This is a genomic window from Pseudomonas syringae group sp. 26L6, from assembly GCF_032587815.1.
In the GTDB taxonomy this organism is placed as follows: domain Bacteria; phylum Pseudomonadota; class Gammaproteobacteria; order Pseudomonadales; family Pseudomonadaceae; genus Aquipseudomonas; species Aquipseudomonas amygdali.
Genome location: NZ_JAWHPJ010000010.1, coordinates 81,111 through 103,782 on the forward strand (window position 1 = coordinate 81,111; position 22,672 = coordinate 103,782).

Here is a 22,672-nt window from a genome sequence, read left to right on the forward strand (position 1 = left end):
GGTCGGCAGCGCTCGGGTAATGTCATCCAACCGCACAGGACAGAGCACGCTCATGACTTCCAAGCTGGATCAACTCAAGAAATTCACTACCGTTGTTGCTGACACAGGCGACTTCGGCGCAATCAAAAGCCTCGAACCAGAGGACGCCACCACCAACCCTTCGCTGCTGCTCAAGGCCGCATCCGACGTAAACAACGCTCAGATGCTCGCCGACGCATTCAGCGGTGCCAAGGGTGACATCGGCCTGGCCTGCGACCGCTTTGCAGTCGCCATCGGTCAGGAAATTCTCAAGGTGGTTCCGGGCCGCGTATCCACTGAAGTGGATGCACGCCTCTCGTTCGACACCAATGCCCTGATCGAGCGCAGCGAGCGCTTGATCGGCCTTTACGATGCCGCCGGCATCAAACGTGATCGGGTGCTGATCAAGCTGGCAGCCACGTGGGAAGGTATCCGTGCCGCTGAGAAGCTAGAGAAGGACGGTATTCAGACCAACCTGACGTTGCTGTTCTCCTTCGCCCAGGCAATCGCCTGTGCCGAGGCTGGCGTGTTCCTGATTTCGCCGTTCGTGGGCCGTATCTACGACTGGTACAAGAAATCTTCAGGCATCGACTACGTTGGCGCAGAGGATCCGGGTGTACAGTCTGTGACGCGCATCTATAACTACTACAAGGCCAACGATTTCAAAACCGTGGTTATGGGGGCAAGCTTCCGCAATCTGAATCAGATCGAACAGCTGGCGGGCTGTGATCGCCTGACCATCAGCACCGACCTGCTCAAGAAACTGGCTGAAGATACCGGTACGCTGGAACGCAAGCTTGCACCGGGCAATGCCGGTGAGGCTCGCCAGAGCCTGACCGAGAGCCAGTTCCGCTGGGCCTCCAATGAAGATGCCATGGCCACTGAAAAACTGGCTGAAGGCATTCGTCAGTTCGCTCGCGATCAGGAAAAGCTGGAAGCGCTGCTCTCCGCAAAAGCCTGATAACGAAAAAGGGCGACACCTTAACGGGTGTCGCCCTTTTTGCTGCCTGTCGTTCAGTGTCAGAAGGACAGACGCCAATGGTGCCTAGCGCTGACCTTCCAGTGCATTGACCAGATCATGGAATGCTTCACGATTCGAGTCGTTAAGGCCCATGAGGATCTTGTGCGCCTCAAGCACCTTGGCCTTGACCACTTCCTCGCACTGATCCTGCGAAGGCAGGTCAGTCAGACTCTCAGGCCGCGGCAGGGGCCGGTCAACGATGTTGAACACCTGATCAAAGCCCATCGACTGCAACAGGCGCGTGATGTCCTCGTGAGTGGTCACGAGAGTCGGCAACAGTCCGACCTTCTGGCGCGACAGGATCGAAAGTTTGGCCAGCAAGCCAAGCGTTGTGCTGTCAATGCTGCGCGTCTCGGTAAGATCGATGACCACCGCCGAGAAATTCAACGCAGTGAAGATACGCTCGATAGTCGCATCCAGGGCCGAACACAGCGTCAACCGCACTTCACCCACGAACTTGAGAACGAAGGTGCCTTCCTGCTCGGCGAACTGGATTCTACCGGTACTCATTCAAGATTCCTGCTTAACACTAACAAGGCGATATCATCCGGCATCTCCCCTAGCGTTGCCAATTCAAAAACCCGCTGCAAGCCATCCAGGCTGCCGCCAGCCGTCTTGACCAACTCGGGAAGGACGGCTTCTTTCTCTTTGAGTGTATCACCGGGCAACAGATCCAGTATGCCATCAGACAACATGGTCAGACTGAAGGATGCTGGCAGGTCGATTTCGTGATCCTGATAGGTCGCTTCGTTGAACAAACCGACCGGAAGGCCGCGACCTTCCAGATACCGCGCCTGCCCTTCGGAATACAACACCGGCAGTGGCAGATGACCACCCACGGCATACGTCAGTTTACCTGACTCTTCATCAATAACACCGCCGACCATCGTAACGTGCTTGCCCAGTTTGCAACTGATAAGCCCGCGGTTGATATGCCCCAGCACATCAGACGGTTTGAATTCCGGCAGCGTTCCGCCGCGCCTGGACTCAAACAGCAGCCGCGTGGTCATGAACTTCAGCAGCACCGTGATGAATGCCGATGACGCACCGTGACCTGAAACATCTGCCAGGTAGAAGGCAACACGCCGTTCGTCGACCCTGAAGTAATCGACAAAATCGCCGGACAGGTACAACGACGGAATGATCTGATGCGCAAACTTGAATTCGTCAATCGACCACGGGGTGATCGGCAACATGTTCATCTGCACTTGCCGACCGGCATCCTGATCTTCCTGCAACAGGTGAAGACTGGCTTCGAGTTCGCGATTGGCCTTTTCCAGCTTTTCGCGGTAGACCTGGTTTTCAGTGAGAAGACGAGCCCTGTCCAGCGCCCGACGCACTGAATGCTCCAGCACGGCAAGATCTTCAAGGGGCTTGATCAGATAATCGGCAGCGCCGAGGCGCAAGGCCTCTACCGCATCGCTCATAACGCCCGCACCGGATACAACGATGACAGGCGTCTGCGGAGCAATGGCGGTGACCTGACGGATCAGCTCAAGACCGCCCATCTGAGGCATGCGTAGATCGCAGACCACCAGATCGGGGTTCTCTTGCTCGAACATCTGAATTCCCTGCAAGCCATTACTCGCTTGCAGAACGCTGAAGCCACTGTCTTCAAGGTAGGCGGCAAGGCTCGCGCGCACTACGTCGTCGTCATCGATAATCAGCAGCTTGGCACTGGTTTTTGGCATGGGGGCAAACGGCGCCAGATCAGGTTGGCGTAGGCGGCCCGGTGTTTCCGGAACCAGCTTACTGGATTCGCTTCTAGCCTCTCCGTAATAACACGCGACAACTGGATGTGCGTGGCGTGTCTCAGAGGTGCCCTTCAAGGCGCAGACGGTACTCCCATCCGACGGGTGTTTCAAGCATGCTCCTATCCTCACTTTGCGCTCTTTACATCGCAAATCACCCGGAGTTATAAGAACTCACAAATCAGCAACTAAAACGAAGGACTGTACATGAGTGGAAATGATCGCAACTACGAGGAAAAGCGGGATTACATCCGCATGCGCGTCGAAGCAGACGTCAACCTGATCCACGCGGGCCAGGTGATTCCCGCCGTATGCATTGACCTTTCCAGCTCAGGCATGCAGGTCCAGGCACCACGCTCATTCCAGGTCGGGGACAAGCTTAGCGTGAGCATCGACTCTGATCATCCTGCGCTCAAGGGACTTGAGGCCGAAACCGAGGTGGTGTGGGTCAATGACGAAGAAGGCGGCGGACAGAAACTGGGGCTTTCCATCGTCTCGATGCGCTGACTGCAGGCGGAATTACTTCACACTTTCAAAAAATAATAAAGGCGACCCAGGGTCGCCTTTATTGATTCACGCAGAGGTAAAGTGTCGATTAAAAATCGTCTTCGACCTTTCCGTCCTTGACCTTGAACTCGCGGTTCTGCAGGTAAGCGTTACGGATGAACGTGTAACGATCACCGCTGACCATACGCTCGGCAGACAGCAGGCTGGCACGCGTATCGATGAGGTTGACGCCCAGCGCCGTGTTACGGGTCGGCACATGATCGATGTAGCGGTACGGAGACGTGTAGGTGTCCGGGTATTTGGCGAAGGCATCACGCACGGTGCTTGGACCCAGCAGCGGAATCACCACGAACGGGCCGCTCGGCACACCCCAGTAGCCCAGTGTCTGGCCAAAATCTTCATCGTTGCGTTGCAGGCCCATGCGGGTACCCACGTCAATGAAACCCAGCAGCCCGAACGTGGTGTTGACGATCAGGCGCGCAGTGTCGACACCGGCCGCTTCAGGCTTGGCTTGCAGCACGTTGTTCGCCAGGTTGCCGACATCGCCGATGTTGTTGAAGAAGTTATGGATACCGTCTTCGACAAATTGTGGCGCGATGTACTGGTAACCCTTAGCCAGCGGCTTGAGCGTATAAGCGTCGAGGGTATCGTTGAAGCTGAAAATGGAGCGGTTGATGCCTTCCCACGGGTCATCTTCGGCGGCCTGAACGGCTACCGGCACCAGCGCAATGCCGGCACAGAGGGACAATTGCAGCAAACGCTTGATAAAGCCTGCACCGGTCACGGGCATAGCTGACACTCCTGATCGAGATATCGAAATAATGACGCGGGTGCTACGCCCCACACGCTAGGACAGGGAGTATAAAGCCTTCTGTCATGAATAAGGCAGGTCTGTCAGCAAAGGGTTCCGGATAAACCCCCGTCATCGCACATTCATCAAAGTGTCACAAAATACCGGTAGCGTTTCTGGATATTTCAGAGAGATCCTCATGCTCGCGCCGGTCCTCACGCCTCTGCCAACCTTTCCCGCCCTGCTGTTCGGCCTTAGCGGCTGTCTGGTGGACTTCGGTGCGCAGGCCGCGACCTCGCTTACACCAGGCAATGAGCTCACACAGCTCACACCTGGCGCAAAGGATATTCTGCGGACTCTGCGTGATCAGGGAATGCCTTGCGCCTGGCTTGACGAGCTGCCTGAAACCGTCAGCGCTACGCTGGCTGAGCCAGTAAGTGACTGGATGATTCCCGCCCCTCGCCCAACCGCCAAATGGCCCGCCCCGGATGCTTGCTGGATGGCGCTGATGGCCCTGAAGGTCAGCCAGCTGGATGGCTGCGTGCTGATCAGCGGCGACCCACGCCTGTTGCAGTCCGGGCTGAATGCCGGGCTGTGGACCATTGGCCTGGCGTCTTGCGGGCCACTGTGCGGACTTTCGCCTTCGCAATGGCAGGCACTGAGTGACGCCGAACGCGAGCAGCGACGCGCGCAGGCCACGCTCAAACTCTATTCGCTGGGAGTACACTCGGTCATTGATCACCTTGGCGATCTGGAGTCCTGCCTGGCCGATATCGCATTACGCCGCAGCAAAGGTGAAAAACCCTGATACACATGCAGCCAGGCACTGACTGGATTAGTCTTGAGTGATCATGGACCTTTAGCTCTTCGGCGAAGTCCATGAGACAGACTTATCAATCAAGGAGCACGTCATGCCCGCCCGCGAACTGCAAGAACAACTCAACACCCTGCGCGAGCAACTGGAGCATAACCCCCCGCTTTCGGAGTCTGACCGGGAAAATCTTCACGAACTCATGCAACAAATCGAAACTGAAATTCAGCTGGAAAACGCCACCCATGAAGACAGCAGTCTGGCTGACGGCGTGAACCTGGCCGTCGAGCGTTTCGAGCTGGAGCATCCGACCATCGCTGGCACCTTGCGCAACATCGTGCAGACGCTGGGCAATATCGGAGTCTGATTAGGGAATGCCGCTCTGCTGGCTCTGCGTAAGGCCGCTGATGCATGGTGAGGCGTAGAGTTGTGACGCAGAGCGTCACCCTACGCATGCCGACGCGGAGCGTCGGCACGATAACCCTGAACCTGGAAATATCAGTCAGTGGGTAACGACGCGCTGCATCGGCACTGATGGACACAGACAACTATCGTTCCACACGCTCCGCGTGGAAATGCCGTCGCGGACGCTCTGCGTCCACGCGCTGAGCCCCAGACGACACTACTGCCGCGCCAGCCTGCGATTATTCACGTCCAGCGTTTCTGTGCTGCGATACGGGTTGATATCCAGACCACCGCGGCGCACGTAGCGTGCGTAAACCGTCAGTTTTTCCGGTTTGAGCAAACGCTGCAGGTCGAGGAAGATTCTTTCCACACATTGCTCGTGAAAGTCCGAATGCTGGCGGAAGCTGACGATGTAAGCCAGCAGGCTGCTGTGATCCAGCGCCGCCCCGCGATACTCGACCACCACACTGCCCCAGTCGGGCTGACTGGTAACCGGGCAGTTCGATTTGAGCAAATGACTGTGCACGCTTTCTTCGATAATTTGCGACTCATCGCAGCGCAGCAGCTCTGGCTGAGGGCGATCGTAGCTACTGACCGTGATATCCAGATCGTCGATGCAAACGCCCGGCAAAGTCGCCACACCCTCCCCCTCAATGTCGCTCAGACTGCGAATGCGCACGCCAACCGGCTTTCCGGCCGCAGTTGACAGATCCCGTTCGAGGGTTGTCTGCACCTCCTCGACAGTGGCGAAGGCGGTCTGATTCAGCGAGTTCAGGTACAGCTTGAAGGACTTCGATTCGATGATGTTCGGCGAATCGGCCGGAATGCTGAACTCGGCAATGGCCACCACTGGCTTGCCGGATGGCAGCAACCAGGACAACTCGTAACAGTTCCAGAAATCGACACCCTGATAAGGCAGCGTCTGAGCCGTCAGCCCAAGCTCGGCCCATTTTGCAGCGCGGGGGATCGGGAACAACAAAGACGGCGTATAGGTGGCGATGTACTCACTGGACTTGCCCAGCGGCGAGTGTTCGGCTGCGGGATGCATGGCGATACCTGGATCATGAATTAACGCGGCGAGTTTATAGCGTTTGCGACGGGCTTTCAGCGAAAATCCGCTTCAGCCCGCAGCCGTCGCGGGCCGCAATGCGGCCTCGGCGAGGACACTCGGTTCTGATCACTCATAACGCAATGCATGCGCAGGCTGGATCTGCGCGGCGCGCCAGGCTGGGTAGATCGTGGCCAGAAAGCTCAGGATAAACCCGGCACTGCAGATCAGCAGCACATCGCCGCCCTGCAATTGGGAAGGCAGGTTGCTGATGAAGTACACGTCGGAACTGAAGATGTGCTGGCCACTGACCCGCTCGACCCAACCGACCAGACTGCTGACGTTCAGCGCGGCAATAATGCCCAGCACGCCGCCGATCAGGGTGCCGACAATACCGATCACCGTGCCCTGGACCATGAAGATCGCCATGATTTGCCGCGGCGTGGCGCCGATGGTACGCAGAATGGCGATGTCCGCGCCCTTGTCATTGACCACCATGATCAGCGTGGCAATGATGTTGAACGCCGCAACCGCAACGATCATCAGCAGCAACAGGCCGATCATGGTCTTTTCCATTTTCATGGCGCTGAACAGGCTTCCCTGAGTGTGGGTCCAGTCATCGGCGTGATACCCGGCACCCAGACCGGCAGCAATGGCTGTGGACACCTGAGGCGCCTTGTACAGGTCCTTGAGCGCCAGTCGCACGCCTTGAACCTGATTGGGTTGCCAGCGTTGCATCTGCGCGGCGTCGGCAATGTTGATCAAGCCCATCGAGCCGTCCAGCTCGGCACCGACCTTGAAAATACCCACGACGGTCAGACGTTGCAGGCGCGGCGTGATGCCGCCCGGCGCACTGCTGACTTCCGGTACGATCAGGGTCAGCTTGTCGCCGATGCTCAAGCGAAAGCGACGCGCGGTTATATCGCCAAGTACCACACCAAATTCGCCCGGCTTCAGGTCTTCAAGACTTCCACGCGTAATGTGTTGAGTGACGATCGACACCTCATGCTCCAGCGCAGGGTCAACGCCGCTGATCTGGATCGGCTGCATCGAGCCCTTGTAGGACAGCATGCCTTCCATGTCGGTAAACGGTACAGCAGCGGTGACTTCAGGATTTTTCAACGCTGCGTCGGCCAGCGGTTTCCAGTCATCCACCGGTGTGGCACCGGCGATAACCGCATGCGGCACCATGCCCAGGATTCGCGAACTCATTTCCCGCTGGAAACCGTTCATGACCGACAGCACCACGATCATCGCCAGCACACCGAGTGCCAGCCCGATCATCGAAGTCATCGAAATGAACGAGATGAAGCTTTTGCGGCGTTTGGCGCGGGTATAGCGCATGCCGATGAAGATGGGTAACGGTCTGAACATTCGCGAAGCACCGTGGGAAAAAACACCGTATAAAAAACGTAGAACCCGACGCGATGAGTTGCGCCGGGCCGGGTCAATCAGGCCTCGACGAGGCGGCCGTCTTCCAGACGCAGGACGCGGTCCATCTGCCTGGCGAGGCTCATGTCGTGGGTCACGATCAGAAACGCCGTACGCGATGAAGTGCTCAACTCACGCATCAGGTCCTGAATGCCCTGCGCGGTGTGGTGATCGAGGTTGCCGGTCGGCTCGTCAAGCATCACCAGACCGGGCTGATTGATCAGCGCACGAGCAATGGCCACACGCTGCCGCTCGCCACCGGAAAGCTCCGAAGGCTTGTGCGCAAGACGATGGCCTAGGCCGACACGTTCGAGCAACGCGGTGGAGCGTTTACGGGCCTCGGGTATCGCCGTCCGACCGATCAGCAAGGGCATGCAGACGTTTTCCAGCGCCGTGAATTCGGGCAGCAAATGGTGGAACTGGTAGACAAAACCCAATGCCCGGTTACGCAGCAAGCCACGCGCCTTTTCGCCCAGCGCCGACAATTCTTCGCCCGCCAGCCAGACACTGCCTTCGGAAGGTGTGTCCAGGCCGCCGAGAAGATTGAGCAAAGTACTTTTGCCCGACCCCGAACTGCCGACAATAGCCACCCGCTCACCGGGATGCAGCTCCAGTTGCAGACCGGACAACACCACGACCGACTCCGGGCCTTCCTCGTAGGATTTACCCAGGTTGCGGCAACTCAATACTGCTTTATCAGACATGCCCGACTCACTCATAACGTAACGCCTCCGCCGGCTGGGTGCGCGCAGCACGCCAGGCGGGATACAGGGTGGCGAGGAAACTCAGGACCAACGCCGCACCGCAGACCTGGAATACGTCCTGGGCCATCAGTTGCGAAGGCAGGTAATCAATGAAATAGACGTCGGCGTTGAGAAACTTGTGGCCGATCAGCCCTTCCAGCGCAGCGATGGCAGCACTGACGTTAAGCGCTGCAAGGATGCCCAGCGCAGCGCCAATCAGCGTACCGACCACCCCGATCACCGTGCCCTGCACCATGAAGATCGCCATGATCTGCCGCGGTGTCGCGCCCAGTGTGCGCAAAATGGCGATATCGCCCTTCTTGTCATTGACCACCATCACCAGCGTGGAAATGATGTTGAATGCCGCAACGGCCACAATCAGCAACAGCAACAGGCCAATCATGGCTTTTTCCATGCGGATGGCCTGATAGAGGTTGCCGTGGGTGCGTGTCCAGTCACGGGAATAGAAATTGTTTTCGCCCAGTTTCTGGGCGATTTCCCACGAAGTGCGCGGCGCTGCAAACAGATCATCGAACTTGAGCCGCAGGCCCTGCACCTGATTGGGCTTCCAGCGGTGCAGACGGGCCAGGTCATCGAGGTTGGTCAGCCCCAGAAAGCCGTCGATTTCGCCAGCGCCGACATGAAATATACCGGTCACCTCGAAACGCTTCATGCGCGGGAACATGCCGGCAGGCGTGACAGTCACCTCAGGCGCGACAAAGGTCAGTTTGTCGCCGACCACGACGCCCAGTTTGGCAGCCGCCTTGTCGCCGATCATGATGCCGAAACTGCCGGGAGACAGGCTGTCGAGCTGGCCCTGCTTGATGAAGTGGTCAATGATCGAGACCTTGCGCTCCTCGGCCGGGTCGATGCCATTGAGCAGCACCTTCTGAACCTTGCCGTCGTGGGTCAGCAAACCCTGCATTTGTGTGAATGGCGCAACGGCCAGCACCTGCGGGTTTTCCTGAACCTTCGCGGCCAGGCCACGCCAGTCGGTGATCGGGTCAGCCGATTCGATGGTCGCGTGCGGCACCATGCCCAGCACGCGGGTACGCATTTCGTGATCGAAGCCATTCATCACCGATAACACGACTATCATCACTACCACGCCGAGGGCGAGGCCGATCATGGACGTCAGGGAAATGAACGAAACAAAATGGTTGCGTCGCTTGGCACGTGTGTAGCGCGTGCCGATAAATACAAAAAGAGGTCTGAACATGTAGGAATTTGTTCGCAGGAATGAGGACGTCCATGTGGCGGGCCTTGACGTGCAGCTTTACACTCGAAACTCTCAGACCACCGCCGCTAGCTTGGGTTCGCCATGTCGACATTAGATGAAGCAGGACGCCGCGAATACTACCGTATCGACGACAGCGTCGCACTGGAAATTAACCCCCTGTCTGGTGCCGACCAGGCAAGTCAGGACGCCATGCAGGACACCTCGACACTGTTCGACCTGCTCAGCGAGCTGCACGTCAGCGAGTTCGAATCACAGCATTTGATGCGCCAACTCGACGAGCGCGACCGGGTGCTGAACAGTTTTCTCAAGTCGTTGAGCAAGCGCATCGACCTGCTGGGCGAAGTGGTTGCACACACGGCACTGGGCAAACTGGGCGCTCCACAGCCGGTAAAACTGTCCGAAGGCGGCATTCAATTCAATTCACAACAAGGTTTTGCCGTGGGCGAACAGCTGTCGATCAAGATGGTGCTGATGCCCCAGGCGGCAGGTCTGATGCTGCGCGCCAGGGTCAGCCAGTGCGATGCACGGGCAGATGGCGGTTTTGACATCAGCACCGACTTCGTCAATCTGCCGGACGCTCAACGTCAATTGCTCGCACGGCACGTGTTGCAGCGTCAGGCTCAGCATCGACGCCAGGCCCTTGAACAGGGTCAGCCATCCGGCAATTGAGCTTCCGGTATATCTCTTTTCACCTCATCATTTTCATATCAGCAGTGGGTGCCTTAACGGCCAGGAGTAAACGTGACCTTTATCTACGGCCACCGCGGCGCCAAGGGCGAAGCACCGGAAAACACCCTGGTCAGCTTCCAGGAATGCATCAAGCACGGCGTGCGCCGCTGTGAACTGGACCTGCATCTTTCACTGGACGGAGAGTTGATGGTCATTCACGACCCGACCCTCAAGCGCACCACCGACCGACGCGGCAAGGTCAATGAGCATCTGGCCGCCGACCTGGTGACCTATGACGCGCGCAAAGGTGGCCCCGGCTGGGTCTCGCCCTGCCCGATTCCGCGTCTTGAAGAGTTGTTCGAGCAATGCGATTTCGAGCACTGGCAACTGGAAGTCAAAAGCGCTTCACGCACCCGCGCCGCCAACACCGTTCTGGCCATTCGTGAAATGGCTCAGCGTCATGGCTTGCTCGACAAGGTCACCATCACTTCCAGCTCTCGTGAAGTGTTGCGCGCCGCCCTCGACCTGACGCCGGACATCTCGCGCGGACTGGTGGCCGAGTACGCCTGGCTCGACCCGTTAAAGGTCGCGCAAAGCTACGGCTGTGAAATTCTGGCATTGAACTGGACACTGTGTACCCCGGAGCGCCTGCAGAAAGCACAGCGTCAGGGCCTGCATGTGTCAGTGTGGACAGTCAACGAGCCTGCACTGATGCGCAGGCTCGCTGATTTCGGCGTCGACAGCCTGATTACAGACTTTCCCGGTTTGGCCACCGCCACGCTCGGGAGTCGCTGAAATCGGTCTCCCCGGCCGGCTCAGGCCACCGGCCGGAGTCGCTTAAAAAAGCCGGTTGAGGCCGTCGTATGCCGCTACCCGATAGGCTTCGGCCATGGTCGGGTAGTTGAACGTGGTATTGACGAAGTACTTCATGGTGTTCGCTTCACCCGGCTGACTCATGATCGCCTGACCGATGTGCACGATCTCGGACGCCTGGTCACCGAAGCAATGCACGCCCAGCACTTCCAGCGTTTCGCGGTGGAACAGGATCTTCAACATCCCGACCCGCTCACCGGAAATCTGCGCACGGGCCATGCCCTTGAAGAACGCCTTGCCCACTTCGTACGGCACCTTGGCCTGGGTCAGCTCGTGTTCGTTCTTGCCGATCGAACTGATCTCCGGAATGGTATAGATCCCGGTCGGTACGTCGTTGACATAGCGCCAGCTGCCGTTGTCAACCATGCTGCCAGCCGCCGAGCGGCCCTGATCGTAGGCAGCGCTTGCCAGACTTGGCCAGCCGATAACGTCGCCTGCGCCATAGACATTGGAAACGCTGGTGCGATAGTTCTCGTCCACCTCGATCTGGCCACGACCGTTGGCCTTGAGACCGATATTTTCCAGCCCCAGCTTGTCGGTGTTGCCGGTACGGCCATTGCACCAGAGCAACGCATCTGCCTTGATTTTCTTGCCGGACTTGAGGTGCAGGATAACGCCGTTGTCCAGGCCTTCGACCCTCTCGTATTCTTCGTTGTGGCGAACCATCACGTTGTTGTTGCTGAAGTGATAACTCAATGCCTGAGAGATTTCCGAATCCAGGAAGCTCAGCAACTGGTCACGGTTGTCCACCAGCTCGACCAGAACACCCAGACCGCTGAAGATCGAGGCGTATTCACAGCCGATCACGCCCGCGCCATAAATGATCAGCTTGCGCGGGGTATGGCCCAGGCTGAGGATGGTGTCGCTGTCGTAGATGCGCTTGTGACTGAAATCGATGTCGGCCGGACGATAGGGGCGCGAACCGGTGGCGATGATGATCTGGTTGGCCACCAGCTTTTCGACTACGCCGTTGGAGCAGACCACGTTGACACTGGTCTCGTCGGCAAAACTGCCGGTGCCGAAGAATACGTCGACGCGGTTGCGGGCGTAGTAACTGGTGCGCGAGGCCACTTGCTTGGAGATGACCATTTCGGCGTTTTTCAACACATCCGGAAACGAAAACCAGCGTGGCTCGCCGATGGCACGGAACATGGGATTGGTGTTGAACTGAATGATCTGCTTGACCGAGTGACGCAGAGCCTTGGACGGAATGGTGCCCAAATGGGTGCAGTTACCGCCCACTTGCCGACGGCTGTCGACCATGGCGACCTTGCGCCCCGCCTTGGCGGCGTTCATTGCCGCGCCTTCTCCGGCAGGGCCGGAACCCAGTACCACTACGTCGTAGTTGTAGACAGCCATGCGTACTCCTTTAAACAGACCGAGGCGCCACTCTGGCATCTCTGGCTAAATCACGCGGCGCAGTCTAGCGCTGCACCGAGGCGGCGAACATTAACCCTTGGTCGCGTCGAAGGCCAATTTTTGTCTGTGCAAGGTGGCAATTGACCGGAAGTTCCGGCCTCTTGACTTACCGTGGCTGCTCCACTGCCAGACGATCAAACGACGCGTTGCTGCGGATGATAAAGCGCTTATCGGCACGAATCACAAAAAAAGCAGGGATTTTATGTTCTTGCGCATAATTCCAGCCGCGCCGTGGGCCGAGAATCAACAGCAGTGAGGAGAGGCCGTCAGCCATCAGCGCCGAGGGATGAATGACCGTTACCGACGCCAGCCCATGATGAATGGGTTGGCCGGTCAAAGCATCGAGCGTGTCGGAAATGCGCCCGCCTTCGCCGCCAGCATAGCGGCGATAGTCACCCGAGGTAGACAGGGCGTAACCATTCAGGGGAAAGACTTTTTGCACAACGTTGCCATCATCGCGCGGTGCGTCAAGGGCCACCCTCCACGGCGAACCATCGGGCTTGAGCCCGCTGACTTTCAACTCGCCCGTGGCTTGCACCAGATAATCGTGCAACCCCAGCTTTTCCATGCGCTCGCTGATGCGATCTACCGCATAACCGGCGGCAATACTGTTGAGGTCTACTTGCACAGCGGCGCTTTTGCACAACTGTTGCCCGACGACGCGCAAATCGCGATAGCCCACCGTTGCCCGGGCGCGGGACAACTGGCGCACCAGCGGCATTTGCTCAAACAGTGCATGAGCGCCCAGCCCCCACAGGTCCATCAGCGGCTTCACCGTCAGGTCGAAAGCACCATCACTGTCCCGTGACAGTTGCTCGCCAACACTGATCAGTTTCAAAACCGGTTCGGGCATGGTCTGGCAGCTATTGGCAGGCAATGCATTGAAAAGCTCGATATCCGAGTCACTGCGCCAAAGCGACATCTGTTGATCGACTTCAGCCAGAATCGATTCGATCTGCGGGCGCACGACCGCAGGTTCAGGCTGCCCGGAGGCGCGCACGTACACCACTGAATAATGACTGCCCATGGCCGGCCCGCCAAAGCTTTCCAGCTTGCGTTCCTGACCGCAACCACCGCACCCCAGCAGCACCAGGCACACTGCAACCCTGCAAAACCCACGCAAACTGATGCCCCGCACTAAAAAAACCTTTCAGAGTGACTTGCCATCATTGGCAGGCAAGACAGAAACCTTCCGTAGCGGCCCGCTCGGACCAGGGCCGGCTTCACCCACATGAGGCCGACCAAAGCATTGAGTGGTCAGTGTCGGGCTTATGGTTCCCATGCGGCATGCCTGTTCATCCGGTTTCATCTGGTTGATAAGCCGTGCACGCATCGACCGGCTATACCTGTCAAGCGTCTGTTAAGTAATAGCAAATCGCCGAAACGGTTGTCTTTGAGCCCTGTTACACATACTGTTACAAATGTGCATCGCCAGTCGCACATACGTAATGGCGATGTAAACGGGATAAAAAAACGACAACGGACTCCAAGCCGACGAGCCTGAGCGAGTAACTAAATGGCCTCCACAACAAGTAAGGGCAAAGCGATCTTTCGCGTTGTCAGCGGTAACTTCCTCGAGATGTTCGATTTCATGGTCTACGGCTTTTACGCCACGGCCATTGCCAAGACATTTTTCCCATCCGACAGCGCATTCGCTTCGTTGATGCTGTCGCTGGCGACCTTCGGCGCAGGCTTCCTGATGCGACCCTTGGGCGCGATCTTTCTCGGTGCCTATATCGACCGTCACGGACGTCGCAAGGGCCTGATTATCACCCTCGCGATGATGGCAATGGGCACTTTGCTGATTGCCTGTGTGCCGGGTTACGCCACTCTGGGCGTTGTTGCACCGCTGCTGGTGCTGCTCGGTCGCCTGCTGCAAGGCTTCTCGGCTGGCGTCGAGCTGGGTGGTGTTTCGGTGTACCTCGCTGAAATCTCGACACCAGGTCGCAAAGGCTTCTTCGTCAGTTGGCAGTCCGCCAGCCAACAGGCTGCAGTGGTATTCGCCGGTTTGCTGGGCGTTGGTCTGAACCACTGGCTGAGCCCGGAGCAAATGGGCGAATGGGGCTGGCGCGTGCCGTTCCTGATCGGCTGCCTGATTGTGCCGGCGATCTTCATCATCCGCCGTTCGCTGGAAGAGTCACCGGAGTTCGAAGCCCGCACGCACCGCCCGACGCTGCGTGAAGTGGTGCGCTCCATCAGCCAGAACTTTGGTCTGGTGCTGGGCGGCATGGCGCTGGTAGTGATGACCACGGTGTCGTTTTACCTGATTACCGCCTATACCCCGACCTTCGGCAAGAACGAACTGAACCTGACTGACCTGGAAAGCTTGCTGGTGACCGTCTGCGTCGGCGTGTCCAACTTCATCTGGCTGCCGATCATGGGCTCGTTCTCGGATCGTATCGGCCGCAAGCCGCTGTTGATTGCAGCGACCGTGCTGGCCATCGCCACCGCCTACCCTGCGCTGTCGTGGTTGGTAGAGCACCCAAGCTTCAGCCACCTGCTGATGGTCGAGCTGTGGTTCTCGTTCCTGTACGGTTCCTACAACGGCGCAATGGTCGTGGCGCTGACCGAGATCATGCCGGTCGAAGTCCGCACCACCGGCTTCTCGCTGGCCTACAGCCTGGCGACCGCAACCTTTGGTGGCTTCACCCCGGCGGCCTGTACTTACCTGATTCACGAATTGGGTAACAAGGCAGCGCCCGGTATCTGGCTGACGGGTGCCGCTGTGCTGGGTCTGGTTGCTACGCTGGTGCTGTTCCGCAAAGGCGGGCAGAAGCTGGAAGCGCCCGGAGCACCTGCAACCGCCTGATTCATCGCTTGATCGATCAGATAGCTGTAACGGCTAAAAGCAAAAACCCCGGCACGAGTTGATCTCGGCCGGGGTTTTGCTTTTTCAGACAGCGCGCCTCCAGGGTCGAAAGCCAAGCCAGAGCAGCACCCCGGGCAATTGCAACGCAATCATTAAACCCAGCGACCACTGATAGGCCTCAAGCGGATGACCGGCACCCTGCGCAACCGGCCACAGGTTGAGCACCAATCCCATCAGCCACTGGAGGAAGAACGCGAGCACAAACACCACCAGATTGAAGGAAGAGCTGACCCTGCCCGCCAGCTCCGGTGCCACCGATTGCGCCACAATGGCGTAGTTCATGGTGGTCGACGTGCCGAAGAAGCTGAAGCCCATCGCAACAATATAGGGTGACACCGGTAGACCACTGGCCATCAGCATCTGGAAGCCGATGAAGATCACCATCCCTGCACCACAGACCATGATCGGCTGTACACCGAACCTGCGCAGATAATCAGTGATCGTGCCAAACGTCAGAGACCCTGCCACCATCGCGATGGCGCCGAACAGCAGTACATTGGCCATGCCTGAATCGCTCAGCCCGGCCATGTCACGCAACCACGGACCCATCCACAGCGACAGTACCGACATGTAGATGGCGTGCGAAAACACTGAATACAACGCCAGACGCCAGAACGTCCAGGAAGAGTAAAGTTTGCCGACTGCGGCAAACATATCGCTGTAGCGGGTGTTTCTGGTCTCGTAGGCTTTGGGAACACTGAGGTGTATGACCACGGCCACACAAAAGGTCAGCAGCGCCAGCATCAGAAACGCTTCTCGCCAGGTCAGCCAGCTCAGCAACGCATGCAAAGGCGTGGTCGACGCCATCGCGCCCAGCCCGCCAATCGACAGCAGGCAGGCAGTACTCAGTGGCAAACGCTCGACCGGCAACCAGATGGCACATGCCTTGATCGCACTCATCAGCGAACCCGCCACGCCCAGACCAATCAGACCCCGCCCGATCAACAACCCTGTCTCGGTGCTGGAAATACTGAAGATGACCGAACCGGCGACTGCGAACAACAGCATCGGCGCCTGCACGCTGCGCGGGCCGTAACGATCAAGCATGACGCCGAGGGGAATCTGTGCGGCAGCGAAGGTCAGAAAATACACGCCAGTCAACAACCCCAGGCTGCTCGCGGGCAAACTCAGGTCGGCCTGCAGATCGACATAGATCACCGCATTGACGGTACGAAACAGGTAGGAAACGAAATGCCCCAGACCAAAGGGGACGAAAATCGTCAGAAACAGAAAAAAGAAGCTGCTTTTGAGGTGTTGCTGCGATCCGTCCATGGCCGAACTGCTCATCCTTGGCTACTCCGTCATCCACAAGGGCTGTGCCTAACAGGTTCTCATGACACGCCACAAAACAAAACGGGCCGAAGCCTGCATGCGCAGGGGTTCGGCCCGTTTATTTGCTGCCCGGTCAGTCCGGGCAGTTCAAGCGTTCAACATTTACTGCGGAAAGGCAGGCGGATTGACGTCTGCCATGTCTTCCATCACGCGAACAACCTGGTGGCTGTAGCCAAACTCGTTGTCGTACCAGACGTACAGCACAACGCGGTTATCGTTGACGATGGTGGCTTCGGCATCCACAACACCGGCGTGACGCGAGCCGACGAAGTCAGTGGACACCACTTCCTGCGAGTTCACAAAGTCGATCTGCTTGTGCAGGTCCGAGTGCAGCGCCATGTAGCGCAGGTACTCGTTCATTTCTTCGCGGGTGGTCGGCTTCTCGAGGTTGAGGTTGAGAATGGCCATGGACACGTTCGGCGTTGGAACGCGGATCGCGTTACCGGTCAGCTTGCCGGCCAGTTCAGGCAGTGCCTTGGCAGCAGCGGTGGCGGCACCGGTTTCGGTGATCACCATGTTCAACGCAGCGCTGCGACCACGACGGTCACCCTTGTGGAAGTTGTCGATCAGGTTCTGGTCGTTGGTGTACGAGTGAACCGTTTCAACGTGACCATTGGTGATGCCGAACTTGTCGTTGACAGCCTTGAGCACCGGCACGATGGCGTTGGTGGTGCAGGATGCCGCGGACACGATCTTGTCGTCCGCCGTGATTTCACCGTGGTTGATACCGTGCACGATGTTCTTCAGCTTGCCTTTGCCCGGCGCGGTCAATACCACGCGGTCGACGCCAGGGCAGGCCAGATGCTGACCCAGACCGTCGGCATCACGCCATACACCGGTGTTGTCCACCAGCAGAGCGTCCTTGATACCGTATTGGGTGTAATCCACCTCGGACGGGTTCTTGGCGTAGATGACCTGAATCAGGTTACCGTTGGCAGTGATGGTGCTGTTGGCTTCATCAATGGTGATGGTGCCATCGAACGGACCATGTACCGAGTCACGACGCAGCAGGCTGGCACGCTTGACCAGATCGTTTTCCGCGCCTTTGCGGACAACGATGGCACGCAGACGCAGACCGTCGCCACCGCCCGTCTTCTCGATCAGAATCCGCGCCAGCAGGCGACCGATACGACCGAAACCGTAAAGCACGACATCGGTGCCCTTGCGCGGGCTGGTGCCCTGCTGACCCACTACACTGGCCAGCTCTTCACGTACGAACTGCTCGGGCGTGCGGCCGTTGCCTTCAGTCTTGAACTTCACGGCCAGCTTGCCCAGGTCCACCGAAGCGGCACCCAGTTTGAGCTCGCTCATCGCTTTTACAAGCGGGAACGTCTCGTGTACGGACAACTCAACCGCATCGGACTGACGATGACGCGCAAAGCGGTGAGCTTTGAGAATCGCGATGACTGAACGGTTGATCAGGCTGCGGCCATAGATCGAACTCACCACATTATTATTGCGGTAGAGCTGACCGATGAGCGGGATCATCGCTTCGGCGAGAGCTTCACGATCGATCCATTCACCAAGACACTGGTCGGGCTTCTGAGTCACGGGAACCTTCCACATGTAGGGGCTGAAAAAAGGGGCTACATTATGACCGCGCCTTTGTTTATGAGCAATGCGCGACTGTCATATCGATGGGCACTACATAATTTTCGCCCGTAAATACGCGGTAACACTCTGGAAAACTGACAGCCACCACCTTCCCCCGTTACAATCGCCGCCCCTGTTGCAACGCCTGGAGCCCGACCTTCCCGTGCCAGTTCTGCGTCTACCGCATCTTTCTGCCGCTGCAGGCAAACAACACTGGGGCAATCTTCCCGGTGCCGCACTGAGCCTGGCCATTGCCGAGGCCGCCAGCGCAGCCAAGCGCTTTACCCTGCTACTGACCGCCGACAGCCAGAGCGCCGAGCGGCTGGAGCAGGAGCTGAAGTTTTTCGCGCCCACGCTGCCGGTTCTGCACTTCCCGGACTGGGAAACCCTGCCCTACGACCTGTTTTCGCCGCACCAGGACATCATTTCCCAGCGCATCGCCAGCCTTTATCGCCTGCCGGAGCTGGAGCATGGCGTTTTGGTAGTACCGATCACGACCGCCCTACACAGACTCGCGCCGACCAAATTCCTGCTCGGCAGCAGCCTGGTGCTGGATGTCGGCCAGAAGCTTGATGTGGAGGCCATGCGCACGCGCCTGGAAGCCAGCGGCTATCGCTACGTGGACACGGTTTACGAGCACGGCGAGTTCACCGTGCGCGGCGCATTGATCGACCTGTTCCCGATGGGCAGCAAGCTGCCGTTCCGTATTGACCTGTTCGACGATGAAATCGAAACCCTGCGCACCTTCGATCCGGACACGCAGCGTTCCATCGACAAGGTCGAGTCGGTGCGCCTGTTGCCTGCTCGTGAGTTCCCGCTACAAAAAGAAGAAGTCACGCGCTTCAAGGCACGCTTTCGCGAGCGTTTCGATGTGGACTTCCGGCGCAGCCCGATTTTCCAGGACTTGAGCAGCGGCATCACGCCTGCCGGTATCGAGTACTACATTCCATTGTTCTTCGAAGAAACCTCGACGCTGTTCGATTATCTGCCGCAGGACACTCAGGTGTTTTCCCTGCCGGGTATCGAGCAGGCCGCAGAGAATTTCTGGAACGACGTGCGCAACCGTTATGAAGAACGCCGCGTCGACCCTGCACGGCCACTGCTGCCACCGGCCGAGCTATTCCTGCCGGTGGAAGACTGCTTTGCACGCTTGAAAAACTGGCCGCGCGTGGTGGCCAGCCAGCAGGATGTCGATGCCGGAGCCGGACGCGAACGCTTCCCGGCCCAGACCCTGCCGGATCTGTCCATTGAAGCCAAGGCCAGTCAGCCACTGGCGGCATTGTCGACATTTCTTGATGACTTCCCCGGTCGCGTGCTGTTTACCGCCGAGTCCGCCGGTCGCCGTGAAGTGCTGCTGGAACTGCTTGAACGCCTGAAGCTGCGGCCGAAAACGGTCGACAGCTGGCAGGACTTCGTCGATGGCAAGGACAGGCTGGCAATCACCATCGCCCCGCTGGACGACGGCCTGCTGCTGGAGCAACCGGCACTGGCGCTGGTCGCTGAAAGCCCGCTGTTCGGCCAGCGGGTCATGCAGCGCCGCCGTCGCGAAAAGCGCACCGATGGCGGCAATAACGACGCCGTCATCAAGAACCTGACCGAACTGCGCGAAGGCGCGCCGGTGGTGCACATCGACCATGGCGTGGGCCGCTATCTGGGGCTGGCGACGCTGGAAGTCGAAAATCAGGTCGCCGAATTCCTGATGCTGGCCTACGCCGAGGATGCCAAGCTGTACGTCCCGGTCGCCAACCTGCACCTGATTGCCCGCTACACCGGCAGCGACGACGAGAGCGCGCCGCTGCACCGCCTGGGCTCGGAAACCTGGCAGAAAGCCAAGCGCAAGGCGGCCGAACAGGTTCGCGACGTGGCTGCCGAGCTGCTGGATATCTACGCACGCCGGGCAGCCCGTGAGGGTTATGCCTTCGCCGACCCGAAAGCCGACTACGCCACTTTCAGCGCGGGCTTCCCGTTCGAAGAAACGCCGGATCAGCAGACCACCATCGAGGCCGTGCGCGCCGACATGCTGGCACCCAAACCGATGGATCGCCTGGTGTGTGGCGACGTGGGCTTCGGCAAGACCGAAGTGGCCATGCGCGCCGCCTTCATTGCCGTGCACGGCGGGCGTCAGGTGGCCATTCTGGTGCCGACCACCCTGCTCGCCCAGCAGCACTACAACAGCTTCCGCGACCGTTTCGCAGACTGGCCGGTGACGGTCGAAGTGATGAGCCGCTTCAAGTCGGCCAAGGAAGTCAGCGCCGCCGTTGCCGATCTGGCCGAGGGCAAGATCGACATCGTCATCGGTACGCACAAGCTGTTGCAGGATGACGTCAAGATCAAGAATCTCGGTCTGGTGATCATCGACGAAGAACACCGCTTCGGTGTCCGCCAGAAAGAACAGCTCAAGGCACTGCGCAGCGAGGTCGACATTCTGACCCTCACCGCAACGCCGATTCCGCGAACCCTGAACATGGCCGTGTCGGGCATGCGTGATCTGTCGATCATCGCCACGCCACCGGCGCGCAGGCTGTCGGTACGCACCTTCGTCATGGAGCAGAACAAGCCGACCATCAAGGAAGCCCTGCTGCGCGAGTTGCTGCGCGGCGGCCAGGTCTACTACCTGCACAACGACGTCAAAACCATCGAGAAATGCGCAGCGGATCTGGCCGAACTGGTGCCGGAAGCCCGTATCGGCATCGGCCACGGGCAGATGCGCGAGCGCGAACTCGAACAGGTGATGAGCGATTTCTACCACAAGCGCTTCAATGTGCTGATCGCCTCGACCATCATCGAGACCGGCATCGACGTGCCGAGCGCCAACACCATCATCATCGAGCGTGCCGACAAGTTCGGCCTGGCCCAGCTGCACCAGTTGCGCGGCCGCGTCGGACGCAGTCACCACCAGGCCTATGCCTACCTGCTGACCCCGCCGCGCAAGCAAATCACCCCCGACGCCGAAAAGCGTCTGGAAGCGATTGCCAACACCCAGGACCTGGGCGCGGGCTTCGTGCTCGCCACCAATGACCTGGAGATCCGAGGCGCAGGCGAACTGCTCGGGGACGGCCAGAGCGGTCAGATCCAGGCCGTAGGTTTTACCCTGTACATGGAAATGCTCGAGCGCGCGGTCAAGTCGATTCGCAAGGGCGAACAGCCCAATCTCGATCAACCGTTGGGCGGCGGACCGGAAATCAACCTGCGTGTACCGGCATTGATCCCCGAAGCCTACCTGCCGGATGTACACACCCGCCTGATTCTCTACAAACGCATCGCCAACGCGGCAGACGAAGAGGCGTTGAAAGACTTGCAGGTAGAAATGATCGACCGCTTCGGCCTGTTGCCGGAGCCGACCAAGAACCTGGTGCGCATCACGCAGCTCAAACTGCACGCCGAACAGCTGGGTATCAAGAAAATCGACGGCGGCCCGCAAGGTGGACGCATCGAATTCGCGACCGAGACTCCAGTTGATCCGCTGACCCTGATCAAGCTGATCCAGAGCCAGCCCAACCGTTACAAGTTCGAAGGTGCCACGCTGTTCAAATTCCTGGTGCCCATGGAGCGCCCGGAAGAGCGTTTCAATACCATCGAAGCGCTGCTTGAGCGCCTGACCCCGAAAACTGCTTGAAGGATTCACGCATGCGTCTGTTTCGTTCATTGGTCCTGCTGCTGACGCTGATCGCGCCGACCGCGTTCGCCGACGGCTTGTATCAGGTCGAGATTCTGCTGTTTCGCCAGAACGGCGAACCCGCCTCGACCCGTCAGCTTGTCCCGGAAAACTGGGACAAGGACGCGCAGAAGATCGCCGCGACCGATGAACGAAGCCCCGCCCTCAATGATCTGGCCAGCAAACTGCAGGGCAGTGGCAATTACCAGGTGCTGATGCAGCGCGCCTGGCAGCAGAGCATCGGCACCGAGCCGGGCAAGGTTGCCGTCACCAGTGGTGACGAGCGGCTTGGGCACTTCCCTATCGAGGGCACCGTGAGTCTGGCGATGGCACGTTTTACCGATATTGGTGCACAATTCTGGGTCAACCAGCTGGACCCGCATGGCGTGGTCATCAGCAGTGAACGATTGAAGCAGACCGCCAGGGTAAAAAACGGTGAGCTGACCTATCTGGACAATGGCAACCTCGCGTTGCTGATCAAAGTTTCTCCTCTTTGA

General features: G+C 58.7%; 20 protein-coding genes. 9 read left to right on the top strand and 11 right to left on the bottom strand.

Features of this window, described 5'->3' with window-relative positions; all coding sequences use genetic code 11:
* Nucleotides 1-52 precede the first annotated feature (52 nt).
* Nucleotides 53-979 carry a transaldolase gene (tal, locus tag RYA97_RS04275; RefSeq protein WP_002552899.1) on the top strand — a complete coding sequence of 309 codons (927 nt, stop codon included), beginning with the start codon at nt 53-55 and terminating at the stop codon, nt 977-979.
* Between the two features lie 84 nt (nt 980-1,063).
* Here tal and rssC read toward each other — a convergent pair whose 3' ends face one another.
* Both rssC and rssB read right to left on the bottom strand, forming a co-directional pair.
* Nucleotides 1,064-1,549, bottom strand: a complete 486-nt coding sequence (gene rssC / locus RYA97_RS04280; RefSeq protein WP_002552898.1) for an anti-sigma factor antagonist RssC — start codon at nt 1,547-1,549, stop codon at nt 1,064-1,066.
* Nucleotides 1,546-2,730: a two-component system response regulator RssB gene (rssB, locus tag RYA97_RS04285; RefSeq protein WP_002552897.1), complete on the bottom strand. Its 1,185-nt coding sequence runs from the start codon at nt 2,728-2,730 to the stop codon at nt 1,546-1,548. Before rssB ends, rssC begins: the two co-directional genes overlap by 4 nt.
* 267 nt (nt 2,731-2,997) lie before the next feature.
* Between rssB and RYA97_RS04290 the strand changes: the two genes are divergently transcribed.
* Nucleotides 2,998-3,297: a PilZ domain-containing protein gene (locus RYA97_RS04290; RefSeq protein WP_002552896.1), complete on the top strand. Its 300-nt coding sequence runs from the start codon at nt 2,998-3,000 to the stop codon at nt 3,295-3,297.
* An 88-nt stretch (nt 3,298-3,385) separates the two neighbouring features.
* Here RYA97_RS04290 and RYA97_RS04295 read toward each other — a convergent pair whose 3' ends face one another.
* Nucleotides 3,386-4,087 carry a VacJ family lipoprotein gene (locus tag RYA97_RS04295; protein WP_004659844.1) on the bottom strand — a complete coding sequence of 234 codons (702 nt, stop codon included), beginning with the start codon at nt 4,085-4,087 and terminating at the stop codon, nt 3,386-3,388.
* 199 nt (nt 4,088-4,286) lie between these two features.
* Here RYA97_RS04295 and RYA97_RS04300 point away from each other — a divergent pair, with 199 nt between their 5' ends.
* Nucleotides 4,287-4,895, top strand: a complete 609-nt coding sequence (locus RYA97_RS04300) for a hypothetical protein (RefSeq protein ID WP_005734467.1) — start codon at nt 4,287-4,289, stop codon at nt 4,893-4,895.
* 103 nt (nt 4,896-4,998) lie between these two features.
* On the top strand, nt 4,999-5,265 hold the full coding sequence (locus RYA97_RS04305) for a DUF4404 family protein (RefSeq protein WP_002552893.1): 267 nt from the start codon (nt 4,999-5,001) through the stop codon (nt 5,263-5,265).
* Between the two features lie 255 nt (nt 5,266-5,520).
* On the opposite strand, the gene queF is transcribed toward RYA97_RS04305, so the two are convergent.
* The 4 genes from queF to RYA97_RS04325 form a co-directional block, all read right to left on the bottom strand.
* A complete protein-coding gene (gene queF / locus RYA97_RS04310) occupies nt 5,521-6,351 on the bottom strand; it encodes an NADPH-dependent 7-cyano-7-deazaguanine reductase QueF (protein ID WP_316891943.1) in 831 nt (276 codons plus the stop codon).
* A gap of 129 nt (nt 6,352-6,480) precedes the next feature.
* Nucleotides 6,481-7,725: a lipoprotein-releasing ABC transporter permease subunit gene (locus RYA97_RS04315; RefSeq protein WP_005744382.1), complete on the bottom strand. Its 1,245-nt coding sequence runs from the start codon at nt 7,723-7,725 to the stop codon at nt 6,481-6,483.
* Nucleotides 7,726-7,802: 77 nt separating this feature from the next.
* Nucleotides 7,803-8,486 (bottom strand): lipoprotein-releasing ABC transporter ATP-binding protein LolD, encoded by a 684-nt coding sequence (gene lolD, locus RYA97_RS04320; RefSeq protein ID WP_011168252.1) that lies wholly within the window; start codon nt 8,484-8,486, stop codon nt 7,803-7,805.
* A 7-nt stretch (nt 8,487-8,493) separates the two neighbouring features.
* A complete protein-coding gene (locus RYA97_RS04325) occupies nt 8,494-9,744 on the bottom strand; it encodes a lipoprotein-releasing ABC transporter permease subunit (protein ID WP_004659831.1) in 1,251 nt (416 codons plus the stop codon).
* 102 nt (nt 9,745-9,846) lie between these two features.
* Here RYA97_RS04325 and RYA97_RS04330 point away from each other — a divergent pair, with 102 nt between their 5' ends.
* Both RYA97_RS04330 and RYA97_RS04335 read left to right on the top strand, forming a co-directional pair.
* Nucleotides 9,847-10,434, top strand: coding sequence for a PilZ domain-containing protein (locus RYA97_RS04330; protein WP_002552888.1), 588 nt, complete (start codon nt 9,847-9,849; stop codon nt 10,432-10,434).
* 72 nt (nt 10,435-10,506) lie between these two features.
* A complete protein-coding gene (locus RYA97_RS04335; RefSeq protein ID WP_005744379.1) occupies nt 10,507-11,229 on the top strand; it encodes a glycerophosphodiester phosphodiesterase in 723 nt (240 codons plus the stop codon).
* Between the two features lie 42 nt (nt 11,230-11,271).
* Here the strand turns inward: RYA97_RS04335 and sthA are convergent, their stop codons facing one another.
* Both sthA and RYA97_RS04345 read right to left on the bottom strand, forming a co-directional pair.
* Nucleotides 11,272-12,666, bottom strand: coding sequence for a Si-specific NAD(P)(+) transhydrogenase (sthA, locus tag RYA97_RS04340; RefSeq protein ID WP_004664563.1), 1,395 nt, complete (start codon nt 12,664-12,666; stop codon nt 11,272-11,274).
* Nucleotides 12,667-12,832: 166 nt separating this feature from the next.
* Nucleotides 12,833-13,816, bottom strand: coding sequence for an FAD:protein FMN transferase (locus RYA97_RS04345; RefSeq protein WP_039847405.1), 984 nt, complete (start codon nt 13,814-13,816; stop codon nt 12,833-12,835).
* 426 nt (nt 13,817-14,242) lie between these two features.
* On the opposite strand from RYA97_RS04345, the gene RYA97_RS04350 reads away from it, so the two are divergent.
* Nucleotides 14,243-15,535: an MFS transporter gene (locus RYA97_RS04350; RefSeq protein ID WP_002552884.1), complete on the top strand. Its 1,293-nt coding sequence runs from the start codon at nt 14,243-14,245 to the stop codon at nt 15,533-15,535.
* An 84-nt stretch (nt 15,536-15,619) separates the two neighbouring features.
* Here the strand turns inward: RYA97_RS04350 and RYA97_RS04355 are convergent, their stop codons facing one another.
* Nucleotides 15,620-16,882 carry an MFS transporter gene (locus RYA97_RS04355; protein WP_016982424.1) on the bottom strand — a complete coding sequence of 421 codons (1,263 nt, stop codon included), beginning with the start codon at nt 16,880-16,882 and terminating at the stop codon, nt 15,620-15,622.
* Between the two features lie 147 nt (nt 16,883-17,029).
* Nucleotides 17,030-18,493 carry a glyceraldehyde-3-phosphate dehydrogenase gene (locus tag RYA97_RS04360; RefSeq protein ID WP_005734450.1) on the bottom strand — a complete coding sequence of 488 codons (1,464 nt, stop codon included), beginning with the start codon at nt 18,491-18,493 and terminating at the stop codon, nt 17,030-17,032.
* A gap of 190 nt (nt 18,494-18,683) precedes the next feature.
* Here RYA97_RS04360 and mfd point away from each other — a divergent pair, with 190 nt between their 5' ends.
* Together mfd and RYA97_RS04370 are read left to right on the top strand one after the other, a co-directional pair.
* On the top strand, nt 18,684-22,136 hold the full coding sequence (gene mfd, locus RYA97_RS04365; protein ID WP_316891944.1) for a transcription-repair coupling factor: 3,453 nt from the start codon (nt 18,684-18,686) through the stop codon (nt 22,134-22,136).
* Nucleotides 22,137-22,147: 11 nt separating this feature from the next.
* The gene (locus RYA97_RS04370; RefSeq protein WP_057404814.1) at nt 22,148-22,672 is read left to right on the top strand and encodes a CsiV family protein; all 525 of its coding nucleotides are present in this window, start codon (nt 22,148-22,150) and stop codon (nt 22,670-22,672) included.